Genomic DNA, 23,624 nt, shown 5'->3' with positions numbered 1-23,624 from the left:
ACAAGCCTGGCCATTTCAAGGATAAGAGGTAAATATGTAATTAAATATAGGAAAATCAACCTAAAAGTGATTTTCCTATAATTTAATTTGATGATTTTTATAGGAAAAAGAACAAATAAGTACTGTAATTCGTAAAATAAAAAATATGCGACGCAGTTTTTATAGGAAAAGTAACTAGAAATTTAGCTTATACAGAGGGATATGTTTCCAAAGCTGAAGTAGATTTAAAAACTTTAGACTGGCTAAAAGTTTTTAACGTGCTGAAGCTTGGAAACATATCACGGCGTATAAGCTAAATTTCAGCCTAATACCCTATATAGGAACTTATGTCGCATATTTCTTATTTCACGAATTGAAGAATAAATATATAACTAATGTTCAGTTCGGTCACTCCATTTTTCATAATCACCTCTTAAGTATTTCAAATAAAACTTTTCTTCATCTATTTCACTTGAGGTTCTTATGCCTAAGTTTCTTATTATTGGAAGAGGAGGGCACCAACCTTGTATTGCATGTTGAAATAAAAAACCACCTATGGCCCCTGTAAAAAATGACCAATATTTTTTATTAGTAGTAATAGCTAAAATTGATCCTAAAACAATTAATATAGAGGTATTAGTCTCTAGGACTCTTTCTATATCCCATTCATTATTTAATTCCTTAATGCGATTAGATAGTTCTACATTACTTCTTCCTCTATAATAATTTATACTATCTAAAGTTTCTTCTTTAATTTTTTGATTCGCCTTATCAGAAGTATGACATTTAACTCTATTAGCTGTGGATAAAAATAAACACTTTTTCATACAGTAAACATCTCCTATATATACTTTTAAATTTACTATATATAGTTTACTCTCAATTTATATATTTATCCTATAATTGGCTGATTCTAGAGTTAGCTAAAATATATATCGGAAAACTCTATATGTATATTTTCGACCTTAGAGTGCTCATTAGTATATAGTTTTTTGATTTTATTACAGTTATCTTCAAAATTTAAATTGTCAGGAAGTTCAATTATAAATTCAGAACCTTTGCCATATTCGCTAGTAACTTTAATAGATCCTTTATGCATTTCTACCAGATGTTTTACAATGGATAAACCTATTCCACTGCCCTCGTGATCCCGTGTAAAAGATTTATTTACTTGTTTAAATCTTTCAAATATAATTTCTAGCTTGCTTTTTTCTATGCCTATTCCTGTGTCCTTTATAGAAATAATAGTATTAGATCCCTTATCTTGCAAGGTTACCAATATAAATCCTCCAGGATTAGTAAATTTAGTAGCATTTGAAAGAAGATTTAAAATAATTCTTTCAATTTTATCACAATCACAACATATGATTTTTTCCTCAATATCTGTATCAAATATTAAACTTATATTCTTGCTCTCTATATATTCTGCAACTGATACGGTTATATCTTCTACTAGACTTACTATATTGCATCGATCCATATTTAGTTCTAGATACCCAGCATCAATCTTTGTGATATCTATTAAGTTATTTACTAATCTTAATAATCTGTAGCAATTTTGCTGCATACCTTTCGTGTATTTTTTACATATACAGCTGTTAATACTATTTGAGTTCCCAACACTGCAGCGGTCTATTAATTGAAGAGAACTAAATATTATATTTAGAGGCGTTCTTAGTTCATGAGAGATATTTGCGAAAAACTCTGTTAATCTTCTTTCAGCATTTTTTCTTTCGGTTATATCTAAGCCTGAACATATGATATTTTTTATTGATCCATCTTCATTTGTTACTATTTTACTATTCCAAAGTATAGTATGCAGGGAATTGTCTTTAAAAACTAAAGTGCTTTCTAGCTGAGGCAAAGTGTCTTTTGCATCTATTGACAGCATAAAGTTTAACATCTCTTTTCCAGCGTCACCGGGACAAAGAGTATTCATCCAGGCATGACTTAATACTTCTTTTTCAGAATATCCCCAGAGCTCTTGTGCATATCTGCTGAATTGTGTTAATTCTCCACTGGAATTAAACACACATAATAGTACATTTGCATAGTCTATAATTGCTTTAGAAAAAACTTGTTCACTTTTTAAGCTGGCTTCAGCAGATTTTTGATTAGATAAATCTGTTAAAGACCCAGCTACTCTTATGGGAATGTTGTCATGCCAGATGGCAGCCCCTCTAACTAGCACCCATTTATCATATCCCCATTTGGTTTTAACTCGCACCTCTTTAATAAAATGGTCAGATTTATTGTTTAAATGATTATAGTATTCAGTCAAAAAAGGATTTAGATCATCAATATGAATAATTTTGTCTAAATAATTAATTAATGATTTAAGTTCATCATTACTATATCCTAAAATTTCTATAAATCTTTGTGAAAAATAGATAGTATTATCTAAAAAATTTATATCCCAAATACCATCATTAGAGCCATGAAGAGCTAGCCTATATCTTCGTTCGGATACTTCCAACTTTTTTTGTGCTTGCAATAATTTTAATTGCCTTAAACCCATTTCTCCAATCACTTCAGATAAATATTTTAAGAACTGAAGAATTTTTATGTATTCTTTTTCCTTTACAACAGGAACTTTTCTTAGTGCTTCCAAATATTCGTTTTCATTGAAGCCAAATTCTTCGGCCTGTTTTTTAAAGTATTCTATATCAGGCTCTTCAAAGAGAATTTGTCCAACGTATATAATAGCAAGGAATTTATCTTCTATTATTATTGGAGTTCCTATATCTATAAGTCCATTTTTACATTTATAGCTTATAATTTTTTCTCCTTTTGCAAAAGGCTCAAAGGCCTGTTTATCACTTTCAATACAACGAATGTTTGACTTAGGATTTGCTCTATGAAACTTTGTACAAATATCTCTCCAAGCTGTAGCTGTTAATATATCACCATTTAAAGAGACAATTCCTGTCGCAATACCAGTTGCAGTATAAAAGCTATCTAGCAATTTTTGAAGTTGAGGTATACTTATAAGATCAGATAACTCATAGTCCATTATGATCCCCCATTTGGTAAATTTAAAATACTTAATGTATAAAAGTTCTACATATTACCTCAAATTCCTCCTAGTTGGCAATTAATATTTGACTTTAAAGAATTTAATAACCTTCGATAAACGAGTAAGTTTATACGAACTGACTCATCAATTATCATTAATAAGTCGATGGTGAAAAGACATTTAGACTTTTCACCAACCTAAGGTTCTAATATTTTATAAAACATTATTTTCTTCCAAGATACATACCTATGCATATACCTTTCATAAAACTGTATCCTATAATTGCTGCAATGCACACTTTTTCACTTTTATTAAGACAGTGCATACGGTGATGCCTAAACATATGTTTCATTATTTTATTGCCCATCATACTAAATCATCCTTTCCTTAATATATATAGTTACAAAGTCGAAAATATATATAGTAACAAGGTCGAAAGTTAACTTTCTAGTTTGTAACTATATAGGTATGATAATTTTAAAAACTTCTGTATATTATTGTTCTAAAAGCAGATACTTTTTATTAAAAAATATTAAGGGTTAAATGCCTTAATGTGGAAGAAGTTAAAAAGACAATATTTATGTCGAATTATAGAATTGAGATTAATATGAAATATATATTTAAACAATTTGAAAATATTTTGAAAATATATTGTAAGGTCTTAAAAGAATAAAGTCGATAAAGATAGAAAGAACTATTTAAATAGATTTAAAAAATATATTAAAAAAGATTATTAAAAAGAGGAATTTTTATGTTAATATAGAATATGTAAACTCAGTGGTTAAAAGTGGAGCAAAGTGGAGGAAAATAACAAAATTGGGGTGCAAAGATGTTTATAGGTGAATACGAGCATGCCTTAGATAGTAAAAATAGAATAATTGTACCTTCAAAGTTTAGAGAAGAGCTTGGAAACAAGTTCATACTGACAAAAGGATTAGATGGTTGCTTATATGCATACCCCTTAAGTGAATGGGAAATACTAGAGCAAAAGTTAAAAAACCTCCCATTAACAAGTAAGAATGCTCGAGCCTTTGTTAGATTTTTCTTTTCAGGAGCTAATGAGATTGATATGGACAAGCAAGGAAGAAGCTTAATTCCACAGAATCTTTTAGAATATGCAGAGGTAAAAAAGGAAATAGTAAGTATTGGGGTATCCAATAGAGTAGAAATTTGGAGTAAAGAGAACTGGGAAGAATATAACAATTCAAATATAGACTTTGATGAAATTGCAGAACAGATGAGTGAACTTGGAATTTAGAGATATAACAGAATTCATAGTAGTGGAGGAAATAGTTTATGGAATTTAAACATGTATCAGTATTATTGGAAGAAACAATAGAAGCGCTTAATATAAAAGAAGATGGCATATACGTAGATTGCACATTAGGTGGCGGAGGACATTCATTTGAAATTCTTAAAAGATTATCTTCAAAAGGAAGACTTATAGGAATAGATCAAGATACTTGTGCACTAAAAGCGGCACAAGAAAGATTAAAAGAATTTGACAATGCAACTTATGTTCATAGCAATTTTTACAATATAGATGAAATTTTAAAGGATTTAGAAATAGAAAAAATTGATGGTATTATGATGGATTTAGGGGTTTCATCCTACCAATTAGATGAAGGTGAGAGAGGCTTCAGCTATATGAAGGATGCACCTTTAGATATGAGGATGAATAGAGATGACACACTTTCTGCCTATGATGTAGTTAATAGCTACAGTGAACAGGATATATCTAGAGTAATAAAAGAATATGGTGAAGATAAGTTTGCTAAAAGAATAGCAAAATTTATTGTACAAAGAAGAGAAAGAGAAAGTATAAAAACTACAGGAGAACTTGTAGAAATAATAAGAGAAGCTATTCCAGCTAAATTTCAAAAGGAGGGACACCCAGCAAAAAGGACCTTCCAAGCTATAAGAATTGAGGTTAATAGAGAGCTTCAAATATTAAATAAAGCTGTAGAAGACAGTGTAGAACATTTAAATAAAGGAGGTAGAATAGCAGTTATAACATTTCATTCACTAGAGGACAGAATAATAAAAACTAAGTTCAAGCAATTAGAAAACCCATGTACATGTCCCTCAGATTTTCCAGTTTGCGTATGTGGGAAAAAACCTTATATAAAAATTATAACTAAAAAACCTGTTGAACCTTCAGAAGAAGAGATGAGTGCAAATTCAAGGAGCAAAAGTGCTAAGCTTAGGGTATCGGAAAGAATATAGTTCTAAATTTTAGGTGAGGTGAATAAAGTGATAGTGGTAAATGAAGAGAGCTTCATACAAGGTAATACCGTTCTACAGCCTGAATACAGACCTTATAGAGATAACGAAAGCCATAAAGAAGAAAACAAAAAGGAAAAGCTAAAGAAAAAAAGAAGAGCTAAAAAAAGACTCAATAATAAGGTGAAAGTAATAAGAAACATTATTTTAACATTTATAGTTGGGTTAGTACTTATAGGAAGATATTGTGCTATTTATAATATGCAGATGGAATTAAATTCAACAAAACATAATATAAATGAAATTAATAGGGAAAATGAAAATTTAAAGGTTGAACTTGTTAAATATAATAATTTACAGTACATTGAGGATATAGCAATTAATAAACTTCAAATGGTATCACCGGATAAAGGGACGGCAGTTTATACAAATTTAGATAAGGAAAATATTAAAATAACAGAAAAGAAAGCGCAGGATAAAGTAGAGAAACAGAACATCTGGGATAAGCTCACAAAATTACTATTTTAGATAAAGATTTATCAGTTTTAGTACTGAAGAATTAAGAAAGACAGCAGAAAAAACTATTTTTCATTTGATTTGTTTTTATAGTAATTTTAACGGGGGTAAACAGGTTGTCAAAAAAGGAATACAGAGATAAAGTTATTATACGAAAAAGAATGATAGTTGTTTTCAGCTTTCTTTTCTTAGCCTTTTGCTTGATGTTTGGTAGGATGTTTTACATAATGGTATATCAGTCTCATAAATTAAAATCCCTAGCAATAGATCAATGGACAAGCGAGGTAAAAATTGATGCTAAAAGAGGAAGAATACTTGATCGTAATGGTCGTGAACTAGCAGTAAGTGCTAACGTTTATAGAGTAGATTTGGATATGAACACCTTAAGAGACACTATGAAAGAAAAAAAGTTGTCTCAAGATGAGGTAGCAGAGAAGCTTAGCGGGGCTTTAGCTATGGACAAGGGTGAGGTTTCAAAAGTATTAGGCAAAACACTTCCAGGAGGACTTCCTCTTGGCTCAGCTACATTAAAAAGAAGAATTGAAAAAGAAGAGGCTGATAAGGTCAGAAATTTGAATTTAAGAGGAGTATTGATATCAGCTGATACCAAGAGATATTACCCTAATAATAATTTTTTAGCTCATGTGCTTGGGCATACTAATTCAGATGGAAATGGGCTAACCGGTGTTGAGCTTAATTATAACAAAGATCTATCTGGTACTCCAGGAGTTAGAATTGCAGAGACCGATAGAAAGAGTAAGGAACTTCCCTATACAATTTCTGAATATACTAAGCCTATAGATGGTAAAGATGTAGTTTTAACAATAGATGATATGATTCAACACTTTGTAGAAAAAGCTGCAGACCAAGCATTGAAGGATAATCAGGCAAAGGCTGTCTCTATAGTTGTTATGGATCCTAAAAATGGAGAAGTACTTGCTATGGTTAACAAACCAGATTATAATCCAAATGACCCTTGGATTAAGGATATGTCCTACGATGATCTTCAAAAAAGCTGGAGAAACAGGTCCGTAAGTGATACTTTTGAACCTGGGTCAATTTTTAAGGTAATAACAGCAACGGCAGCTTTAGAAGAGAATGCTGTTAGTGAAAGTGATAAGTATACCTGCGGCGGAAGTTTTACTGTTGGGAAAAAAATAATACACTGTTGGAAAACTTCTGGGCATGGAGAACAAGGTTTTGTTGACATACTTAAAAACTCCTGTAACGTTGGTTTTGCTTCAGTTGGTAAAAAAGTAGGTAAAGAAAATTTATATAAATATATTAAAAAGTTTGGCTTTGGAGAAAAGACAGGTATAGATTTACCAGGAGAAGCAAAAGGAATTATCAAAAAGCCTGAGAACATAAGTGAGATTGATTTAGCTACTATATCCTTTGGACAGACTAATACGGTTTCACCTATTCAGTTTATTACTGCTTTTAATGCCATAGCTAATGGTGGAACCTTGATAAAACCTCACGTTATGAAAGAAATATCTCATTATGACGATGAAAAAGATAATAAAGTTATCGATAAGCAGTTTGATATTTCAGGGGCTAATAGTAAACAAATAATAGATGCTAACAAAGCTGCACAGCTTAGAGGGTATTTAGAAAAAGTTGTTTCAGAAGGTGGCGGTAAGAAAGCCTTTATAGAAGGGTATCATATAGGTGGAAAAACTGGAACAGCTCAAAAAGCAGGTCAAGGAGGATACCAACCAGGAAAATATATATCTTCATTTATAGGTATGGCACCTGCAAGTGATCCTAGAATAACAGTCTTAGTGTCAATAGATGAACCGGATCCATCTAATTACTATGCTGGTCAAATAACAGCACCAGTAGCACAGCAGGTATTTAATGATATATTTAATTATCTAGCTATGAAGAGTGATGCAGATAGTCAGGATATTGCTAGAAGCATGCTAAAGGATGTAGTTATACCAGACGTAAGGGGCATGAAGAAGACTGATGCTGAAAAGGCTCTTAAAGAGCAGCATTTAGATTGTGAGTCTGATTCTAATGGAGAATATATTGTAGATATGAATCCAAAACCAGGATATACAGTAAAGGAAGGCAGCAAAATAATTCTTTACACAGGCAGCACACCAAACTATAATAAAGTAGTAGCAGTTCCAGATGTTAAGGGTTTGAGTAGAGAGAGAGCTGTTGCTGTATTTAATAGCGTAGGACTTAAAGCAGACTTTGAGGGAGATGGAATGATATCAGAACAAAGTATAGAACCAGGAAAAGAAGTTGAAAAAGGAACGGTTATAACTCTTCATACGGAGATATTAGGAGACTAAAAATAAATTACAAAGTAACTTTAGGCATGCAATACGGAATAAATATGTGTTGCATGCCAATATTCTGTATAAACTACATTACATGTGTGAAGAATTAAGCAGGGAGCCAAAATCTGTGATTTTGTGCGAATCGCTTACTCATCTGACGTAAGGAAGAGGAGTTTCATATTGTAAATATAAAAGGGGTGTGTACTATGAATTTAAAACAGATTCTAAGTGGAATAGACTATAAGATAATAAAAGGCAGCGATGATTTAGAAATAAGAGAAATACAATATGATTCAAGGGAAGTTAAGGATGGAGATTTGTTTGTATGTATTGAAGGGTATAGTACTGATGGGCATAAGTACATAAATAGTGCTTATAGCAAAGGAGCACAAGCAATTATATGCAGCAAGGATGTAGAAAGTATACCAGATTGTACTGTAATAATGGTTGAGGATAGCAGAAAAGTACTAGCTTTAGCAGCGGCTAACTATTATGATCATCCAGCAGATAAGCTGAAGGTTATAGGAATAACTGGAACTAACGGGAAAACTACATCTACATTTATGATAAAGTCTATATTGGAAGCTGCAGGACACAAAGTAGGGCTTATAGGCACAATAGCAAATTACATAGGAAACAAAAAAATACCTTCCCATAGAACCACTCCTGAGTCTCTAGAGCTTCAAAAATTATTTAAGGATATGGTAGATGACGGAGTAAGTTACTGTGTTATGGAAGTATCATCACACTCACTGTACCTTGATAGGGTTTATGGAGTTAAGTTTGCCCAGGCAATATTCACTAATTTGACACAGGATCATCTAGATTTTCATAAAACCTTTGAAAATTATTACGATGCTAAGCTTATTTTATTTAAAAATACTAAAAATTCAGTTGTAAATACAGATGATGAATACGGGAACAGGGTGTATAAGGACTCTAAAGGAAATAAAGTTACTTATTCAATAGATAATCCTTCAGATGTTTGGGCTAAAAATATACATATGCATTCTAGAGGTGTGGATTTTGATGTAACATACAAAAATGAAATGACGCATATAAATTTAAATATACCAGGTAAATACAATGTAATGAATGCTCTTGGAAGCATTGGAGCATGTTTAGGCGAGGGGATATCAATAGACATTGTAAAAAAAGGCTTGGAGAGTATGCTCTGTGTACCAGGTAGATGTGAAATAGTTACTCAAAATTATAATTTAGGCTATGAGGTAATAGTAGATTATGCTCATACTCCTGACGGATTAGAAAATATACTAAAAACTGCAAAAGAATTCACAAAAGGAAAACTTATAAGCGTATTTGGTTGTGGAGGAGATAGGGACAACACTAAGAGACCAATTATGGGTAAAATAGGTACAGAACTAAGTGATTTAGCAGTTATTACTTCTGACAATCCTAGGACAGAAGATCCTATGTCTATAATAAAGGAGATAGAAACAGGTATTCAAAAAGATAACTATATTGTGGTAGAAAATAGAAGAGATGCTATTAAGAAAGCTATGGAATTAGCAGAAAAAGATGATGTAATTGTAGTAGCTGGAAAAGGACATGAGGATTATCAAATACTAAAGGATAAAACTATACATTTTGATGAAAGAGAAGTTATTGCAGAAATAGTTAAGGAACTCCATTAATATGGGGTATTAGGACGAAAGTTAACTTATACCCCGGGCTATGTTTCCAAGCTTCAGTCCGTTAAAAACTTTTAGTCAGTCTAAAGCTTGTGTTTTAGACGACCTAAGAACTTAGATAAACTCGCTATGCTCAAACAGTATCTAAGGTTCTAAGGTTGTCTTAAAACCCTTCACTAAGACTGACACAAAGCTTTTAAATCTACCTTCAGCTTTGGAAACATATCCCTTTATATAAGTTAACTTTCTGCTTAGTTTCCCTGTATAGGGTTCGAGTCTTGAAAGTTCAAGAAGGAAGGAGTTGTTCGTAGTTGGAATATATGAGCTTTGATGAAATAGTAAGTGCAGTACAGGGAGAGGTAGTTTTAAAAGGAGAGTATTCTGGTTTTAATGCTGTTAGCACAGATACCAGAAAGATAGAAAAAGGGAATATATTTGTTGCGTTAAAGGGTGAAAATTTTAATGGTAATGAATATATTAAAGTTGCTAGTGAAAAAGGTGCATCTATTTGCATAGTAGATGAAATTAGATATAAAGATGAAGAAATTAAAAATTATACTACAGTTGTAAAGGTGCAAAGTACAGGAGAGGCTCTACTGGACCTAGCAGAAGCTTATAGATCAAAATTGGATTTGAAGGTAGTTGGTATAACTGGCTCAGCTGGTAAGACCTCAACTAAAGACTTGGTGGCAGCAGCTTTAAGTGGTAAATATAAGGTTTTTAAAACAGCAGGAAACTTCAATAATCAAATAGGACTTCCACTTATGATATTTAAATTAGACAACAGCTATGATATTGCAGTTTTAGAAATGGGAATGAATAATTTAAAAGAAATACATACAATGGCAAAGGCTGCAAGACCGGATGTAGCGCTAATAACTAATGTAGGAACTGCTCATATAGGAAACCTAGGAAGTAGAGAAAATATCTTGAAAGCAAAGCTTGAAATTACTGACTTTTTTAACTCAAAAAATATTTTAATAATAAATGGGGACAATGATATGCTTTCCTCAGTTGAAAGTAATAATTACTCAGTGATTAAAACTGGTATAGACAGCAATGCTGATTTTAAAGCTGATAATATAGAGCTAGGAGAAGATTACGTAGAATTTGAAGTTATAGAAGGTAAAGGCGGCACTAAAGAAAAATTTCATATAGATATGCCTGGTAAACACACCATTTCAAATGCACTACTTGCTATAGGCTGTAGTAAAATTATGAATATGGATTATGAAAATATAAGAAAAGGACTAAAAAACTTACAGACTACATCTATGAGAATGGACATTATTAGAAATGAAAAGTTCACTATAATCAATGATTGTTACAATGCTAACCCAGATTCTATGAAGGTTGCTATTGATGTGCTTAAAAATTCTAATGCAAAAAGAAAGATAGCAATACTTGGAACAATGGGAGAGCTAGGAGAAGAAGCTTTTAAGTCACATAAGGATGTAGGAGAGTACGCAGGAAAAAATAATGTAGACTTACTTATAACAATTGGTGAGTATAGTAAAGCTTATGAAGAAGGTTTTAGTGAAGTACAAGATAACAGGCAGCAACATAGGGCTTTTGAAAACTATGATGATGCAGTGGATTTTCTTACAAAAGAGTATTTGCAAGAAGGAGATACAGTATTAGTAAAAGCCTCAAGAGCAGCAAAATTTGAATTAATAGTAGAAAAACTAAAGAAGAGCATCAGCAAATAGGAGGTGAAGACGCTCTAAAATTTAGAGCGGAATTTTAATATGAATAAGCTAATTTATTCTGTACTAGTTGCATTTTTTATATCAATACTAGAAGGACCTATTTTAATACCATTATTACGTAAATTTAAATTTGGTCAAAGTATTAGAGATGAAGGACCTAAAAGTCATCAAAAAAAATCAGGAACCCCTACAATGGGAGGAATAATATTTATACTTTCTTCATTTATAGCTATGGCACTTATAGTAAAAAAGCCTAATGACGAAGCTATGATTGCACTTTATGCTTTTGTTGCCTTTGGAGTAATAGGGGCATTAGATGATGGATTAAAAATTATACGCAAGAAAAACCTAGGATTAAGAGCTTATCAAAAGATGATTTTGCTTCTGATTGTTTCAGGAGCCTTTGCATACTATGCTGCAAGCAATCCTTATATAGGGACATCAGTAATTGTTCCATTTGCTCATAAAACTTGGGACTTAGGTATATTTTATATTCCATCCATAATAATTTACTTTGCAGCTACAACTAACGCTGTAAATTTAACAGATGGACTTGATGGACTAGCAACATCAGTTACTTTACTGGTTATGACCTTCTTTGCACTAGTTAGCTTGGCTATGGGGCACTATACATTAGCAATATTTTGTGCAGTAGTTGCAGGAGCCTTATTAGGATTCTTAAGGTATAATGCTTTTCCAGCTCAAGTGTTTATGGGGGATACTGGTTCATTAGCATTAGGGGGAGCAATTGCTGCAGTTGCTATGATACTAAAACTTCCACTATTGGTTATAATAGTAGGTGGAATATATGTAATGGAGACTTTATCTGTAATACTTCAGGTTATTTCCTTTAAACTTACAGGAAAGAGAATATTTAAAATGAGTCCAATACATCATCATTTCGAGTTATCTGGATGGCATGAAACTAAGGTAGTTTCAGTATTTTGCATAGTTACTGTTATACTTTGCCTAGTAGCGTTTTTATCACTAACTGTAAATTTATAAACAGAAAGATTGACAACTGTCAATCTTGCTATTGATTGAGATAAGTAATCAGGTAGGAGGATTTAAAATGAACAAACCCAATGTTAAAATGGGGCCTATAGACTTTGTATTATTTTCAACTATAATGCTTTTAGTAGCTATTGGAGTAATTATGGTTTATAGTGCTAGTTCATATAGTGCATTTTTTAACCCTGCAATAAACGATAGTATGTTTTTCTTAAAAAAGCAAGGTTTAAGCGCTGTGATAGGAATTGTAGCAATGTTTTTTACGATTAAAACTGATTATCATAAGATTAAGAAACATACAAAATTAGCTATGATAGTTACAATAATACTTTTAGCAGCTGTGTTTGCTTTTCCTGCAACAAATGGTGCTAGAAGATGGATAAGACTTGGAGGACCATTCTCATTACAGCCCTCAGAGATAGCAAAATATATAGTGGTTTTATATATGGCTAAAAGCATGGAACGTAAAGGTGAGAGAATTAAAAGTTTAACTCATGGGGTTATACCATACCTTATGGTTTCAGGATTTTATGCAGGTATGGTACTTGCAGAAAAAAACTTAAGTATAGCTTCAGTAATAATGATAGTTACACTGATAGTTCTATACGTTTCAGGAGCTAAAACCTCTCATATGTTTGCACTTGTAGGATTAGTAGCATTAGGTGGCGTAGCGGGTATAGTTTTTGAACCATACAGAATGGCTAGATTTACAAGTTTTTTAGATCCTTGGAGAGATCCTAAAGGAGATGGGTATCAGCTTATACAATCGCTGCTTGCTCTTGGGTCAGGAGGAATTTGGGGTATGGGCTTAGGCAGATCAAGACAAAAATGCTATTACATACCGGAACCTCATACCGATTTTATATTTTCTATAATTGGAGAAGAATTAGGTCTCATAGGATGTACTTTAATCGTAATCTTATTTGTTGTATTTATATGGAGAGGAATAGTTACTGCTGTAAAGGCGAAGGACACTTATGGAACTTTACTAGCCACAGGAATTACATCTGTTATAGCAGTGCAGGCAATTATAAATATTGCTGTTGTTACAGGATCAATGCCAGTTACAGGAGTTCCACTTCCCTTTATAAGTTATGGAGGATCTTCACTGATATTCAATATGATAGCGGCAGGTATACTCTTAAATATTTCGCGGCAAAAAGAATATAGTTAATTTTACAATTATAGCATTGCATTTCGCAATGCTATAATTTATGTAAAATTTTATAGAAAAAGTATATAAAATTAACACATAATTTAATGAAATTCATCTTTCAAAATGTTATTATATATATAGCTTGTTTAATTTTTATTTATTAATAATGTTTACGAATCTATATACGAGGCAAGAAAGGTTGATATAAATGAGTCAGGCTTTAAGTAAAGCAGATAACGAATTAATACTTAAAAGAAGAAAAAAGAAAAGAATAAAGAAATTATTCATGTTATTTATTATGTTATTATCAATATGTGTTACTCTTTGTTTAAAGCTTCCTTATTTTAACATAATGAACATTCAAGTTAATGGTAATAAGAATATTTCTATTAAAGATATCATTACACTTTCAAATATAAAAGTAGGAAATAACATTTTCTATGTTGATTTAAAAGGGGGAGAAAATAATATTTTAAGTAACCCATATATATCCGATGTAACTATAACTAGAAAGTTCCCATCTACTCTTATTATAAGTGTAAAAGAAAGAGAAGCTGTATTTTACAATACTAAGGACAACCAGTATTTCATTATAGATAAAGCTGGAGTTGTTCTGCAAAAGAGAGATAATATTAAAGGAATGAAACTGATTAAGCTTGATGGAATTGATTTTTCGAAATGTGAAGTTGGAAAGCCGATACAAGATAGTGATAAGAGAAAAGTCGATGCAGTTGTTAATTTAGGTGATATTGTTTGCAACAGTAAAGTTTCTCAGGGCCTAACTCTTATTGATGTAAGCAGTTCAATAGATATCAAAGTTTACTATGGTGATATTTGCATAAAGTTTGGAAATGCTGAGGATATAGATAAAAAATTCAATAAGGCTTTAAATATCTTAGATAGAAAAGAATTAAAAGGGGTAAAGGGATACATTGATGTAAGTTTTAATGGAAATCCTGTGTTTTTTATTCAAAAGTAGGAGGATGTAATATATGCGAAAGGTTAGATCACAGATTAGTGTAGCAGTTGTTTGCGGCATACTAGGGTTTATGCTTGCATATCAATTTAAAATTCTTATGAAACAAGATAAAACTTTCAATTTTACCAATAAAAACAGCACTGATGTTACTGTAGAGATAGAACAGTATAAAAAACAAAAACAGGAGCTTGAACAAAAGGTAAACGAGCTTCAAAATCAAATTAAAAACTATGAAAGTGCAGCAGCAGGTAAAAGTGATACTACTAAAAATCTCTTAAAGGAATTAGATGATACAAGAACTCTTATGGGCTTAACAGATGTTAGTGGATCAGGAATAACTATTTACCTTACACCGGACACTAAGCTTTTCGGTAATACAGAGGATCGTATAACAGATAAACACTTAGTTTATATTGTAAATGAATTAAGATTTGCAGGTGCAGAAGCTATATCTATCAATGATATTAGAGTAGTGTCTAAAACCGGTATAAGAAATGCAGGCAATTATATATTAATTAATGATGAGAAGATTTCTCCCTCAAGCAGAATAGTAATAAAAGCTATAGGGGATAAAACGCTATTGTATCAATCTATGAGTTTTCCAGAGGTTTTTTCAGATTTTAAGACGATATGTGATGTGAAGTTCGAAAAAACTGACGATATTTCTATTAAAAAGTATAATAAGACTTATAAATTTGAATATGCTAAGCCAGTGAAAGAATAAATAGGAGGGAGAAAGATGATAGGATTTATTGGACTTGTAATAGGTATTATTGTAGGTGTTGTATGTAATGTTAATATTCCAGATAAATTTTCACCATATATGTCAGTGGCAATATTAGCTTGCTTGGATTCAGTTTTTGGAGCTATTAAGGGAAGTCTTTCCCAAAAGTTCCAACCAGATATCTTTATATCAGGTTTTTTTGGAAATGCAGTTCTAGCAGCAGGACTTGCTTATTTAGGTGATAAACTGGGAGTTCCTATATATTTAGCAGCAGTAATAGTTTTCGGTGGAAGAATATTCGACAACTTTGCTACCATAAGAAGATTGTTAATTGAAAAGGCTAGAGCCCGTCAATGAGGTGAATTAGATGAAAAATCATGAAGCTGATATATTTGTGTTCATAGCTTCTATAATTATAGGCATACTAATATCCATGAATATTAGCTTTTCAAGAGGATCGGATAGAGTATTTTTAAGTGCAAAACAATATCAAGATGCATACAATTATAGAAATAAGCTCTATAGTGATATAGCTGGACTTATAGAGCAATATGACAATTATTCTGCAAAGCTCTCAAAGTATAATAGCAATGAGGAAAATCAAACTCATATTAGTGAAAGCATAAAGGAAGAGCTAAATCAGAATAACATTGTATTAGGAAAGGTCCCATTACAGGGACAGGGAATAGTAATAAATATGGATGATGCGAGTACAGAAAATATAAACAACTCCTATGGGTATGAGCGTGAACTCAGACTTGTTCATAATACAGATATAATACAGGTAATAAATGATTTAAAGAATGCAGGAGTAGAAGCCATTTCTATAAATGGACAGAGAATAATGGATAGGACAGAGATTTATTGCAGTGGTCCTTTTATAAGAGCTAATGGAGTAAAAATAGCAGTGCCCTTTACTATTAATGCTATTGGAAATAAGGAAGTTTTGTATAATTATATGTTATCTAACGAAAACTACTTAAAAACGCTAATGATTAGAAAAATTAGAGTTGATGTTGAACAAACTGATGATGTTAAAATACCTGCCTATACTGGAGAAGATAAAAAAGAGTTTATGAAAGTAAATCAATAACAATAAATTTACATTTTACTCCAATATTTTACTTTAATTTGTTTAAATTTAATTAAAATTTTTATTAATTTTTGCAGGAATTTTAAGATTTATGAAGAATAAGTATCCTTATAAGGTAAAGTGTACAATTCAATTTGGCATTAAAAGGAGACGGTAGAGTTGTCAATTGAAGAAAATATAACTAAAATAAGAGAAACTATTCCAGAAGGTGTCACTTTAATAGCGGTTTCTAAAACAAAACCTGTGGAAGACCTTCAAAGGGTATATGACATGGGGGTAAGGGACTTTGGTGAAAATAAGGTTCAAGAGCTTACTGATAAATTTGAAAAGTTGCAGCAGGATATAAGGTGGCATTTAATAGGTCATCTACAGAGAAACAAGGTTAAATATATTGTAGGGAAGGTATATCTTATTCATTCTCTAGACAGTATTAAACTTCTTGATGAGCTTGAAAAACATTATGCAGCCAGTGGAATGACTGCAGAAGTATTGATTCAAGTAAATATTGGCAGGGAGGAAAATAAAACAGGAGCTAATGTAGAGGACTTGGAAGAATTGATTAATGCTTGTGAAAACTGCAATCACGTAAAAGTAAGAGGGATTATGTCTATAATTCCTCAAGGTGATGAAGATAGCTGCAGAGGTTATTTTTATCAAGTCAAAAAGATATTTGATGAATTAAAAAACAGAAACTTTAAAAACATTAACATGGAATTCTTATCTATGGGTATGACTGGAGATTATAAAATTGCAATTGAAGAAGGCTCAAATATGGTAAGAGTAGGAGAGGGCATATTTGGGAAAAGAAACTATAATAATAAGTAGGAGGTAAATAAAATGGCAGGAAAAGTTATAACTAAAATGATGGGATTTTTGGGATTAGAAGATGATTTAGAGGAAGACATAGAACTATCAGAGGAAAGAGAAGAAAAAAAAGCAGTTAATGATATATCAGAAGTTGAACCTGTTATATCAAGCTCAAAAAGACAGAATAAGATTGTAAGCATACATAACAATATCGCTGCTAAAGTTAAAATAGTTAAACCAACTACATATGAAGAGGCAGCTGATATATGTGATGAGTTAAAAAACAGAAAAATTGTAGTTATAAATACAACTGGTTTAGAAGCAAGAATAGCCCAAAGACTTTTAGATTTCATGGGAGGAGCTAGCTATGCTCTAGGTGGAGATTTAGAGGAAATTGAAAAAAACGTATATATATTGTCACCAGCTACAGTAGAAGTGAGCAATGATTTAAAAAATGAATTATCCAGTAAGGGACTTTTTAATTGGAATAAGTAATAATTGGAGGCTAAAATGTTAGATACTTTAAGAATTGCCCTTTCTTTACTATTTAGACTTCTTGAGGGGGCTATATTAATTGATGTAATTCTTTCTTGGGTTATGCCAGGAAGAAGAGGCGGTTTTATAGACTTGCTTCATGTTTTTACAGATCCTTTTATGATTCCGGGAAGAAAACTTCAAGAGAAGCTTATACCAGGATTAATGATTGATTTTTCTCCTATAATTGCTTTATTAATATTAGATGTTTTACAGAGAATAGTATTTAGTATACTATAGAGCTTTTATGGATAAGAAAACTTTTTTAAATAAAATGTCTTTTGTAGACAACAGTATAGCTTCTAAAATTTATGATAAAATTATTTTAACACAAAGAACTACTAGAACGACATATACATCAGAGTTCTATACACCTGATATATACAAAACTTTAGAACATATGAGCAGTGAGCTTGATGTTAAAATTAATTGTTATGGAGTTTTTGAAGATGCGCAAAGAAAGATAATAGCTTTTTCAGAGGCAGATGTTTGGTATTATCCAATAGATTTAGTTAAAATATCTACTAATGCTAAATTTACTAAACTTGAGCATAAGGACTATCTTGGAGCAATAATGGCTCTTGGGATTAAGAGAGAAAAGCTAGGAGATTTAATATTAAAAAATGATGAGTGCTATTTAGCAGTTCATAATGAGATAACAGATTATATAAAAATGAATTTAACAAGTGTAGGTAAGTCTACTTGTACTATTAATATTTTAGATGTAAACAGCAGCGAAATTCCTGTGTATGACTTTCAGAATATTATTGTGAATGTTTCCTCTCTCAGAATTGATTGTGTAGTTAGTGCATTATGCAATATATCAAGAGGTAAAGCTGAGGAGTTAATAAGACAGGGTAAAGTACTTATAGATTATTCTGAAGCTTTAAAAAAAGATAAGATTTTAAAAGATGATTGTATAATAACTATAAGGGGATATGGAAAATTTAAGATTTTAGAAGAGGCTGGATGGACAGGAAGCGGCAGGATTAAAATTCAAGTAAAAAAATTTATTTGATTTGAGGTGTTCACAATGAAAATAACAGCTATGGAGATAACTAATAAAGAATTTAAGAGAACTATAAGAGGATATAGTCCAGATGAAGTAGATGAATTTTTAGATAAGATAGCGGAAGACTACGAGAATCTTTATAAAGATAACTCAACTTTAAAAGAAAAGCTCTCAAATATAGAAGACAAGATAGAGCACTATAATAAGATGGAAAGTACAATACAAAATACTCTTCTTTTGGCACAAAATGCTGCTGAACAAGCTAGAGAAAATGCTAAAAAGGAAAGTGAACTTATTGTAAAAAACGCTAATGATACTGCTCAGAGAATAATAGATAAAGCTCATCATGACGTGCTTCAAATTACTGATGATTTTGAGAGAATGAAACAGGAGTTCTGTAAGTTTAGAACAAAGTTTAGAAGTTTTATGGAATCACAGTTAGAAATGTTTGATGATATGGAAAAAGATCTTGTAAAGAACTATAACATAGGTTATGAAGCAAACGAAAATCTAAATTTGGATTTAAATGTAAAAGAAATAGAAATGACAAATAGTGAAGAAACAAGAATAATTAAACAAGAAGAAAAAACTATGCCAAAGGATGAGGCATTTACAAACAATAACGAACTAGAAGAAATTAAAAATTTCTTTGTAAAAGATTAAAAAATCCCACTCATATTGAGTGAGATTTTTTTATTTTTAATAAAATTGACCCATTTATGGTATAATATAGACTGAGGAGTGTGTATATGGAAACATTAAATACATCATGTTCAAAGGAAGGATATGAAATATATATAGAAGATAATATTAGTAGATTTTATACCTTACTTAACAAACATAAAATTGAAATAAAAAACAAAATATTTTTAATTACTGACGATGTTATTTATAATATATATAAGGATTTAATATATGAACTGCAGTGCAAGACAGAATGCAAAGTTTATTGTTTTGCCCATGGTGAGAATAATAAAAACATAAATACAGTACAGTCCATATATGACTTTCTTATAGAAAATAATGCTAATAGAAGCAGTACTCTCATAGCTCTAGGTGGCGGAGTAGTGGGAGATCTAGTAGGGTTTGTGGCTTCTACATATATGAGAGGAATTAAATTTATAAATGTACCTACAACACTGTTATCTCAAGTTGATAGCTGCATAGGTGGAAAAGTAGGTTATGATTATAATGGAATAAAAAATGTTATAGGTAATTTTTATAACCCAGTTTTTGTATACATATGTACTAGATTTTTAAAGACTCTTGAGGAAAGGCAGTTTAAGGATGGGTTAGGTGAGGTAGTTAAATATGGTATGATAAAAGACATACAACTACTTGATTTTATAAATGAAAACTATAAATACATATTAGAAAAGAAAAATGATAAACTATTTTATATAGTGAAGGAATGTTTAAATATTAAGTCAGAAATAGTTGAAAGGGACTTTAATGATTCGGACCTAAGAAACATATTAAATTTTGGACATACGGTAGGACATGGAATAGAAGTATCTTCAAACTTTGCAATTTCACATGGAGAAGCTGTAGCTTTAGGTATGCTTGTAGCAGTTAAGTTATCAGAAAAAAAATTGTCACTTAATAGTGAGGTATATATAAAGCTTGAAGCCTTACTAGAAAAATTAGAATTGCCTATAAGATATAAGGTTGACAATTATTCTACCTTTTTGTATGCTATTAATCATGATAAAAAAAATACTGATAAAATAAGATTTGTACTATTAGAAGATGTATCAAAGTGCAAAATAAAAGTAGAAGTTGCTGCTGAAGAAATTTATTCAGCAGTAGAAGAAAGTATTAGTAGGGGGTAATAATAATGAAAATAGGAATTATTGGAGCTATGGATGAAGAATTAGAAATTTTATTAAGAGAAATGCAGTTAGATAGAGCTGAAGTTAAGGCAAATATGAATTTTAAATCTGGAAAGTTACATAATAAAGATGTAGTTGTTGTAAGAAGCGGTATTGGTAAAGTGAATGCAGCCATATGTACTCAAATATTAATAGATGATTTTAATGTTGATAGAGTAATTAATGTAGGTATAGCAGGTGGAATTGGAAAAGATGTATATCCAGGTGATGTTGTAGTAGCAGATAGTCTTGTACAACATGATGTAGATACTTCAGTATTTGGAGATAAAATAGGTCAAATACCAAGATTAGACACTTACGATTTTAAGTGCGATAAAGAACTTGTGGACAAAGCAGTTTCAGCATGTAAGAATATTGGAAGTATAAAGAGTTTTGTGGGCAGAATAGTAACAGGAGATCAGTTTATCTGCAGTACAGATAAAATAGTATGGTTAAATGAAAAATTTACAGCTATCGCCTGCGAGATGGAAGGTGGAAGCATAGCACAAGTATGCTATTTAAATAATATACCTTTTGTTGTTATAAGATCTATATCTGACAATGGAAATAATGGTGCTCATATGGAATATGAAAAGTTTGCACCTATAGCTATAAAGAATTCTACTGAAATTTTAAAGAATATGCTTATGAACATATAGGCATTTTATGTAGGTGATTACTAAATGAAAAACTTATTAATAGACCAAAATAGTGGAGACCCTATTAAGGTAAAAGTTAAAAATGTAGTTTTTGGAGAAAAGGAAAAGGTAATAATATCAGGCCCTTGTTCTGTTGAGAGCTACGATATAATGATTAGAATAGGAAAAGAGCTAAAAGATATGGGAGTTCATATGCTTAGAGGTGGAGCCTTTAAGCCTAGGACTTCTCCTTATGACTTCCAGGGATTGAAGGAAGAAGGATTAGAAATAATAAAAGCAGTAGGAGCAGAAGTAAAGCTTCCAATAGTCACAGAAGTTATGGATGCGAGGGATATTGATAATGCCCTTAATTATACAGATATGATTCAGATAGGCTCTAGAAATATGTACAATTATACTCTTCTTAAGGAAGTAGGAAGAACTAAAGCACCAATTCTTCTTAAAAGAGGACTAAGTGCCACAATAAGTGAATGGTTGTACGCAGCTGAATATATAATGTCTGAAGGAAACAATAATGTAGTATTATGTGAAAGAGGTATAAGAACCTTTGAGAACTATACAAGAAATACTTTAGATTTAAATAGTGTAGCAGTTGTAAAGCAAAAGTACAGAATTCCAGTTATTGTGGATCCAAGTCATGGAACAGGATTAAGAGAACTTGTCCCTACCATGAGTCTAGCTTCAATTGCAGCAGGAGCAGATGGACTTATTATAGAAAGTCACATAAGCCCAGATAACTCTGTATCTGATGCAAGGCAGACAATATCAATGGAAAGTCTTAAAAACATTGTATCTGGTATAAAGAAGTTAGAAGAAGTACTTTAATATATAGGGTTTCTAACAGAAACCCTATAAATAGAGGAGTGAACTTAAGTTTGAGGCTAATTGTAAATGAAGTAAGAGACAATGTGAAACAAAGCTTTAATCTTCCAGGGGATAAGTCTATTGCTCACCGATCATTGATAATAGGTTCACTTGCAAAAGGAAGATATAAAATTGAAAACTTTCCGAGGGGACTAGATTGTTTGGCTACACTTGATTGTGTAAGAAAATTAGGTGTAAATGCAGAGATGAAAGAAAATGTAATTTTTGTAGATTCACCAGGATATGAAAGCTTTAATAAATATCCTGGAATTCTTGATGCAAAAAATTCTGGAACTACGGTAAGGCTGATGTCAGGAGTTTTGGCTGGCTGTGGTATTAAAGCTTCTTTCATTGGAGATGAATCTTTAAGTAGAAGGCCAATGAAAAGAATAATTAATCCATTAGAAAAAATGGGAGCAAAAATAAAAAGTTGTGAGGGATTGTTACCATTAAAGTTTGAGGAAAATAGTAAGTTAAAGGCTATAAATTATCAAATGCCTGTAGCTTCAGCTCAGGTAAAATCCTGTTTACTCATTGCTGGCTTTTTAGGCGAAGGAGAAATGGTTATAAAAGAGCAATCGCCTACAAGAGATCATAGTGAAAGAATGCTTAAGTATATAAATGCTTCTATAAATAAAGAAGATAATATTATAAAGATAAAAAATTCCGAGCTAAAGTGTAAAGATATTTATGTCCCAGGAGATATTTCTACTGCTGCGTTTTTAATTGGAACAGCTATAATTTCTAATAATTGTGAACTTGTATTAGAAAATGTTTTATTAAACCCAGGAAGAAAAAACTATATAGATATATTAAGGGACATGGGAGCGAGCATTGAGGTATACATAAAAGAAAAAGTAAATGAAGAAGAGATAGGAACAATAAAGGTTAAAAGCAGTAATATTCATGGAATTACAATAAGCAGCGAAAGAATACCCAATATCATAGATGAAATACCTATTCTTTCAGTTATTAGTGCTTTTGCTAAAGGAACTACAGTTTTTGAAGAGGTAGATGAATTAAAATATAAAGAAAGCAATAGAATTGAAGCTATAATTGATAACCTTAAAGCTTTTGGAGTAAAATCTCAACACATAAATAGCAACCTGATTATATATGGCGATAATGACTATATAGATGCTGAAGTAACTGTGAATTCTAAAAAGGATCACAGGATAGCTCTAAGTTTTTTAGCTATGGCTGCAAAAAATAAAGGTAAAACTTACATTGAGAATTTTGAATGTACAGAAATATCCTTTCCTGAAGCAATAGATTATTTTAAGTGCTTTTATGATTTATATACATAACAGTAGTTATATTGTTATCTAATAAGTTCCATATTTGCAGAATAAATAAAAGATTTCTAGTTAAAATAAGAATAACAATAAATAATTAAGTAAAATATAAAGTGAAACATAAGTAAAAGTATAGTTAAAATGCTTATATTGTTAATATTCTTATTTTAATGTTAGGTGTCTTCATAAGATAACTAGTCAGTATTCTAATATATTTTGATTTGTTATTT

The 23,624-nt window shown here is 31.2% G+C and carries 24 protein-coding genes; 21 read left to right on the top strand and 3 right to left on the bottom strand.

What is annotated here, in order from left to right:
• Positions 1-371 precede the first annotated feature (371 nt).
• The 3 genes from ACZ5N4_RS21215 to ACZ5N4_RS21205 form a co-directional block, all read right to left on the bottom strand.
• The gene (locus ACZ5N4_RS21215; protein WP_464204479.1) at positions 372-806 is read right to left on the bottom strand and encodes a DUF2892 domain-containing protein; all 435 of its coding nucleotides are present in this window, start codon (positions 804-806) and stop codon (positions 372-374) included.
• 92 nt (positions 807-898) lie between these two features.
• On the bottom strand, positions 899-2,992 hold the full coding sequence (locus tag ACZ5N4_RS21210; protein ID WP_464204478.1) for a PocR ligand-binding domain-containing protein: 2,094 nt from the start codon (positions 2,990-2,992) through the stop codon (positions 899-901).
• 226 nt (positions 2,993-3,218) lie between these two features.
• Complete coding sequence (locus tag ACZ5N4_RS21205) at positions 3,219-3,365, bottom strand: hypothetical protein (RefSeq protein WP_464204477.1); 147 nt, start codon at positions 3,363-3,365, stop codon at positions 3,219-3,221.
• 459 nt (positions 3,366-3,824) lie between these two features.
• Between ACZ5N4_RS21205 and mraZ the strand changes: the two genes are divergently transcribed.
• The 21 genes from mraZ to aroA all read left to right on the top strand — a co-directional run bounded on the left by mraZ (position 3,825) and on the right by aroA (position 23,406).
• Complete coding sequence (mraZ, locus tag ACZ5N4_RS21200) at positions 3,825-4,253, top strand: division/cell wall cluster transcriptional repressor MraZ (RefSeq protein ID WP_178906561.1); 429 nt, start codon at positions 3,825-3,827, stop codon at positions 4,251-4,253.
• 38 nt (positions 4,254-4,291) lie between these two features.
• The gene (gene rsmH / locus ACZ5N4_RS21195) at positions 4,292-5,221 is read left to right on the top strand and encodes a 16S rRNA (cytosine(1402)-N(4))-methyltransferase RsmH (protein ID WP_464204476.1); all 930 of its coding nucleotides are present in this window, start codon (positions 4,292-4,294) and stop codon (positions 5,219-5,221) included.
• Between the two features lie 27 nt (positions 5,222-5,248).
• Positions 5,249-5,746, top strand: a complete 498-nt coding sequence (locus ACZ5N4_RS21190; protein ID WP_464204475.1) for a septum formation initiator family protein — start codon at positions 5,249-5,251, stop codon at positions 5,744-5,746.
• Between the two features lie 104 nt (positions 5,747-5,850).
• Complete coding sequence (locus ACZ5N4_RS21185) at positions 5,851-8,040, top strand: stage V sporulation protein D (RefSeq protein WP_464204474.1); 2,190 nt, start codon at positions 5,851-5,853, stop codon at positions 8,038-8,040.
• A gap of 194 nt (positions 8,041-8,234) precedes the next feature.
• Complete coding sequence (locus ACZ5N4_RS21180; protein WP_464204473.1) at positions 8,235-9,683, top strand: UDP-N-acetylmuramoyl-L-alanyl-D-glutamate--2,6-diaminopimelate ligase; 1,449 nt, start codon at positions 8,235-8,237, stop codon at positions 9,681-9,683.
• Positions 9,684-9,991: 308 nt separating this feature from the next.
• A complete protein-coding gene (locus ACZ5N4_RS21175) occupies positions 9,992-11,389 on the top strand; it encodes a UDP-N-acetylmuramoyl-tripeptide--D-alanyl-D-alanine ligase (protein ID WP_464204472.1) in 1,398 nt (465 codons plus the stop codon).
• Positions 11,390-11,428: 39 nt separating this feature from the next.
• Entirely contained in the window at positions 11,429-12,394 is a 966-nt protein-coding gene (mraY, locus tag ACZ5N4_RS21170) for a phospho-N-acetylmuramoyl-pentapeptide-transferase (protein ID WP_464204471.1), read from the top strand.
• A gap of 67 nt (positions 12,395-12,461) precedes the next feature.
• Positions 12,462-13,574, top strand: coding sequence for a stage V sporulation protein E (spoVE, locus tag ACZ5N4_RS21165; RefSeq protein ID WP_464204470.1), 1,113 nt, complete (start codon positions 12,462-12,464; stop codon positions 13,572-13,574).
• Positions 13,575-13,764: 190 nt separating this feature from the next.
• Positions 13,765-14,535 (top strand): cell division protein FtsQ/DivIB, encoded by a 771-nt coding sequence (locus ACZ5N4_RS21160; protein ID WP_464204469.1) that lies wholly within the window; start codon positions 13,765-13,767, stop codon positions 14,533-14,535.
• Positions 14,536-14,548: 13 nt separating this feature from the next.
• The gene (locus ACZ5N4_RS21155) at positions 14,549-15,259 is read left to right on the top strand and encodes a DUF881 domain-containing protein (protein WP_464204468.1); all 711 of its coding nucleotides are present in this window, start codon (positions 14,549-14,551) and stop codon (positions 15,257-15,259) included.
• 15 nt (positions 15,260-15,274) lie between these two features.
• A complete protein-coding gene (locus ACZ5N4_RS21150) occupies positions 15,275-15,616 on the top strand; it encodes a small basic family protein (RefSeq protein ID WP_178906582.1) in 342 nt (113 codons plus the stop codon).
• Positions 15,617-15,626: 10 nt separating this feature from the next.
• Positions 15,627-16,352: a DUF881 domain-containing protein gene (locus ACZ5N4_RS21145; protein WP_464204467.1), complete on the top strand. Its 726-nt coding sequence runs from the start codon at positions 15,627-15,629 to the stop codon at positions 16,350-16,352.
• A 159-nt stretch (positions 16,353-16,511) separates the two neighbouring features.
• Complete coding sequence (locus ACZ5N4_RS21140) at positions 16,512-17,177, top strand: YggS family pyridoxal phosphate-dependent enzyme (protein ID WP_464204466.1); 666 nt, start codon at positions 16,512-16,514, stop codon at positions 17,175-17,177.
• Positions 17,178-17,189: 12 nt separating this feature from the next.
• A complete protein-coding gene (locus ACZ5N4_RS21135; protein WP_464204465.1) occupies positions 17,190-17,654 on the top strand; it encodes a cell division protein SepF in 465 nt (154 codons plus the stop codon).
• 15 nt (positions 17,655-17,669) lie between these two features.
• Positions 17,670-17,933, top strand: coding sequence for a YggT family protein (locus ACZ5N4_RS21130; protein WP_464204464.1), 264 nt, complete (start codon positions 17,670-17,672; stop codon positions 17,931-17,933).
• 7 nt (positions 17,934-17,940) lie between these two features.
• Entirely contained in the window at positions 17,941-18,711 is a 771-nt protein-coding gene (locus ACZ5N4_RS21125; protein WP_464204463.1) for a YlmH family RNA-binding protein, read from the top strand.
• A 15-nt stretch (positions 18,712-18,726) separates the two neighbouring features.
• Entirely contained in the window at positions 18,727-19,368 is a 642-nt protein-coding gene (locus tag ACZ5N4_RS21120) for a DivIVA domain-containing protein (protein ID WP_464204462.1), read from the top strand.
• Positions 19,369-19,439: 71 nt separating this feature from the next.
• Complete coding sequence (aroB, locus tag ACZ5N4_RS21115; RefSeq protein WP_464211021.1) at positions 19,440-20,537, top strand: 3-dehydroquinate synthase; 1,098 nt, start codon at positions 19,440-19,442, stop codon at positions 20,535-20,537.
• 5 nt (positions 20,538-20,542) lie between these two features.
• A complete protein-coding gene (locus tag ACZ5N4_RS21110; RefSeq protein ID WP_464204461.1) occupies positions 20,543-21,235 on the top strand; it encodes a 5'-methylthioadenosine/adenosylhomocysteine nucleosidase in 693 nt (230 codons plus the stop codon).
• Between the two features lie 24 nt (positions 21,236-21,259).
• Positions 21,260-22,060, top strand: coding sequence for a 3-deoxy-7-phosphoheptulonate synthase (gene aroF / locus ACZ5N4_RS21105; protein ID WP_464204460.1), 801 nt, complete (start codon positions 21,260-21,262; stop codon positions 22,058-22,060).
• Positions 22,061-22,110: 50 nt separating this feature from the next.
• Positions 22,111-23,406 (top strand): 3-phosphoshikimate 1-carboxyvinyltransferase, encoded by a 1,296-nt coding sequence (gene aroA, locus ACZ5N4_RS21100; protein WP_464204459.1) that lies wholly within the window; start codon positions 22,111-22,113, stop codon positions 23,404-23,406.
• The last annotated feature ends 218 nt before the right edge of the window (positions 23,407-23,624 follow it).

The sequence above is a fragment of the Clostridium nitrophenolicum genome, from assembly GCF_055391695.1.
This window is presented reverse-complemented; position numbering and strand designations above follow the sequence as displayed.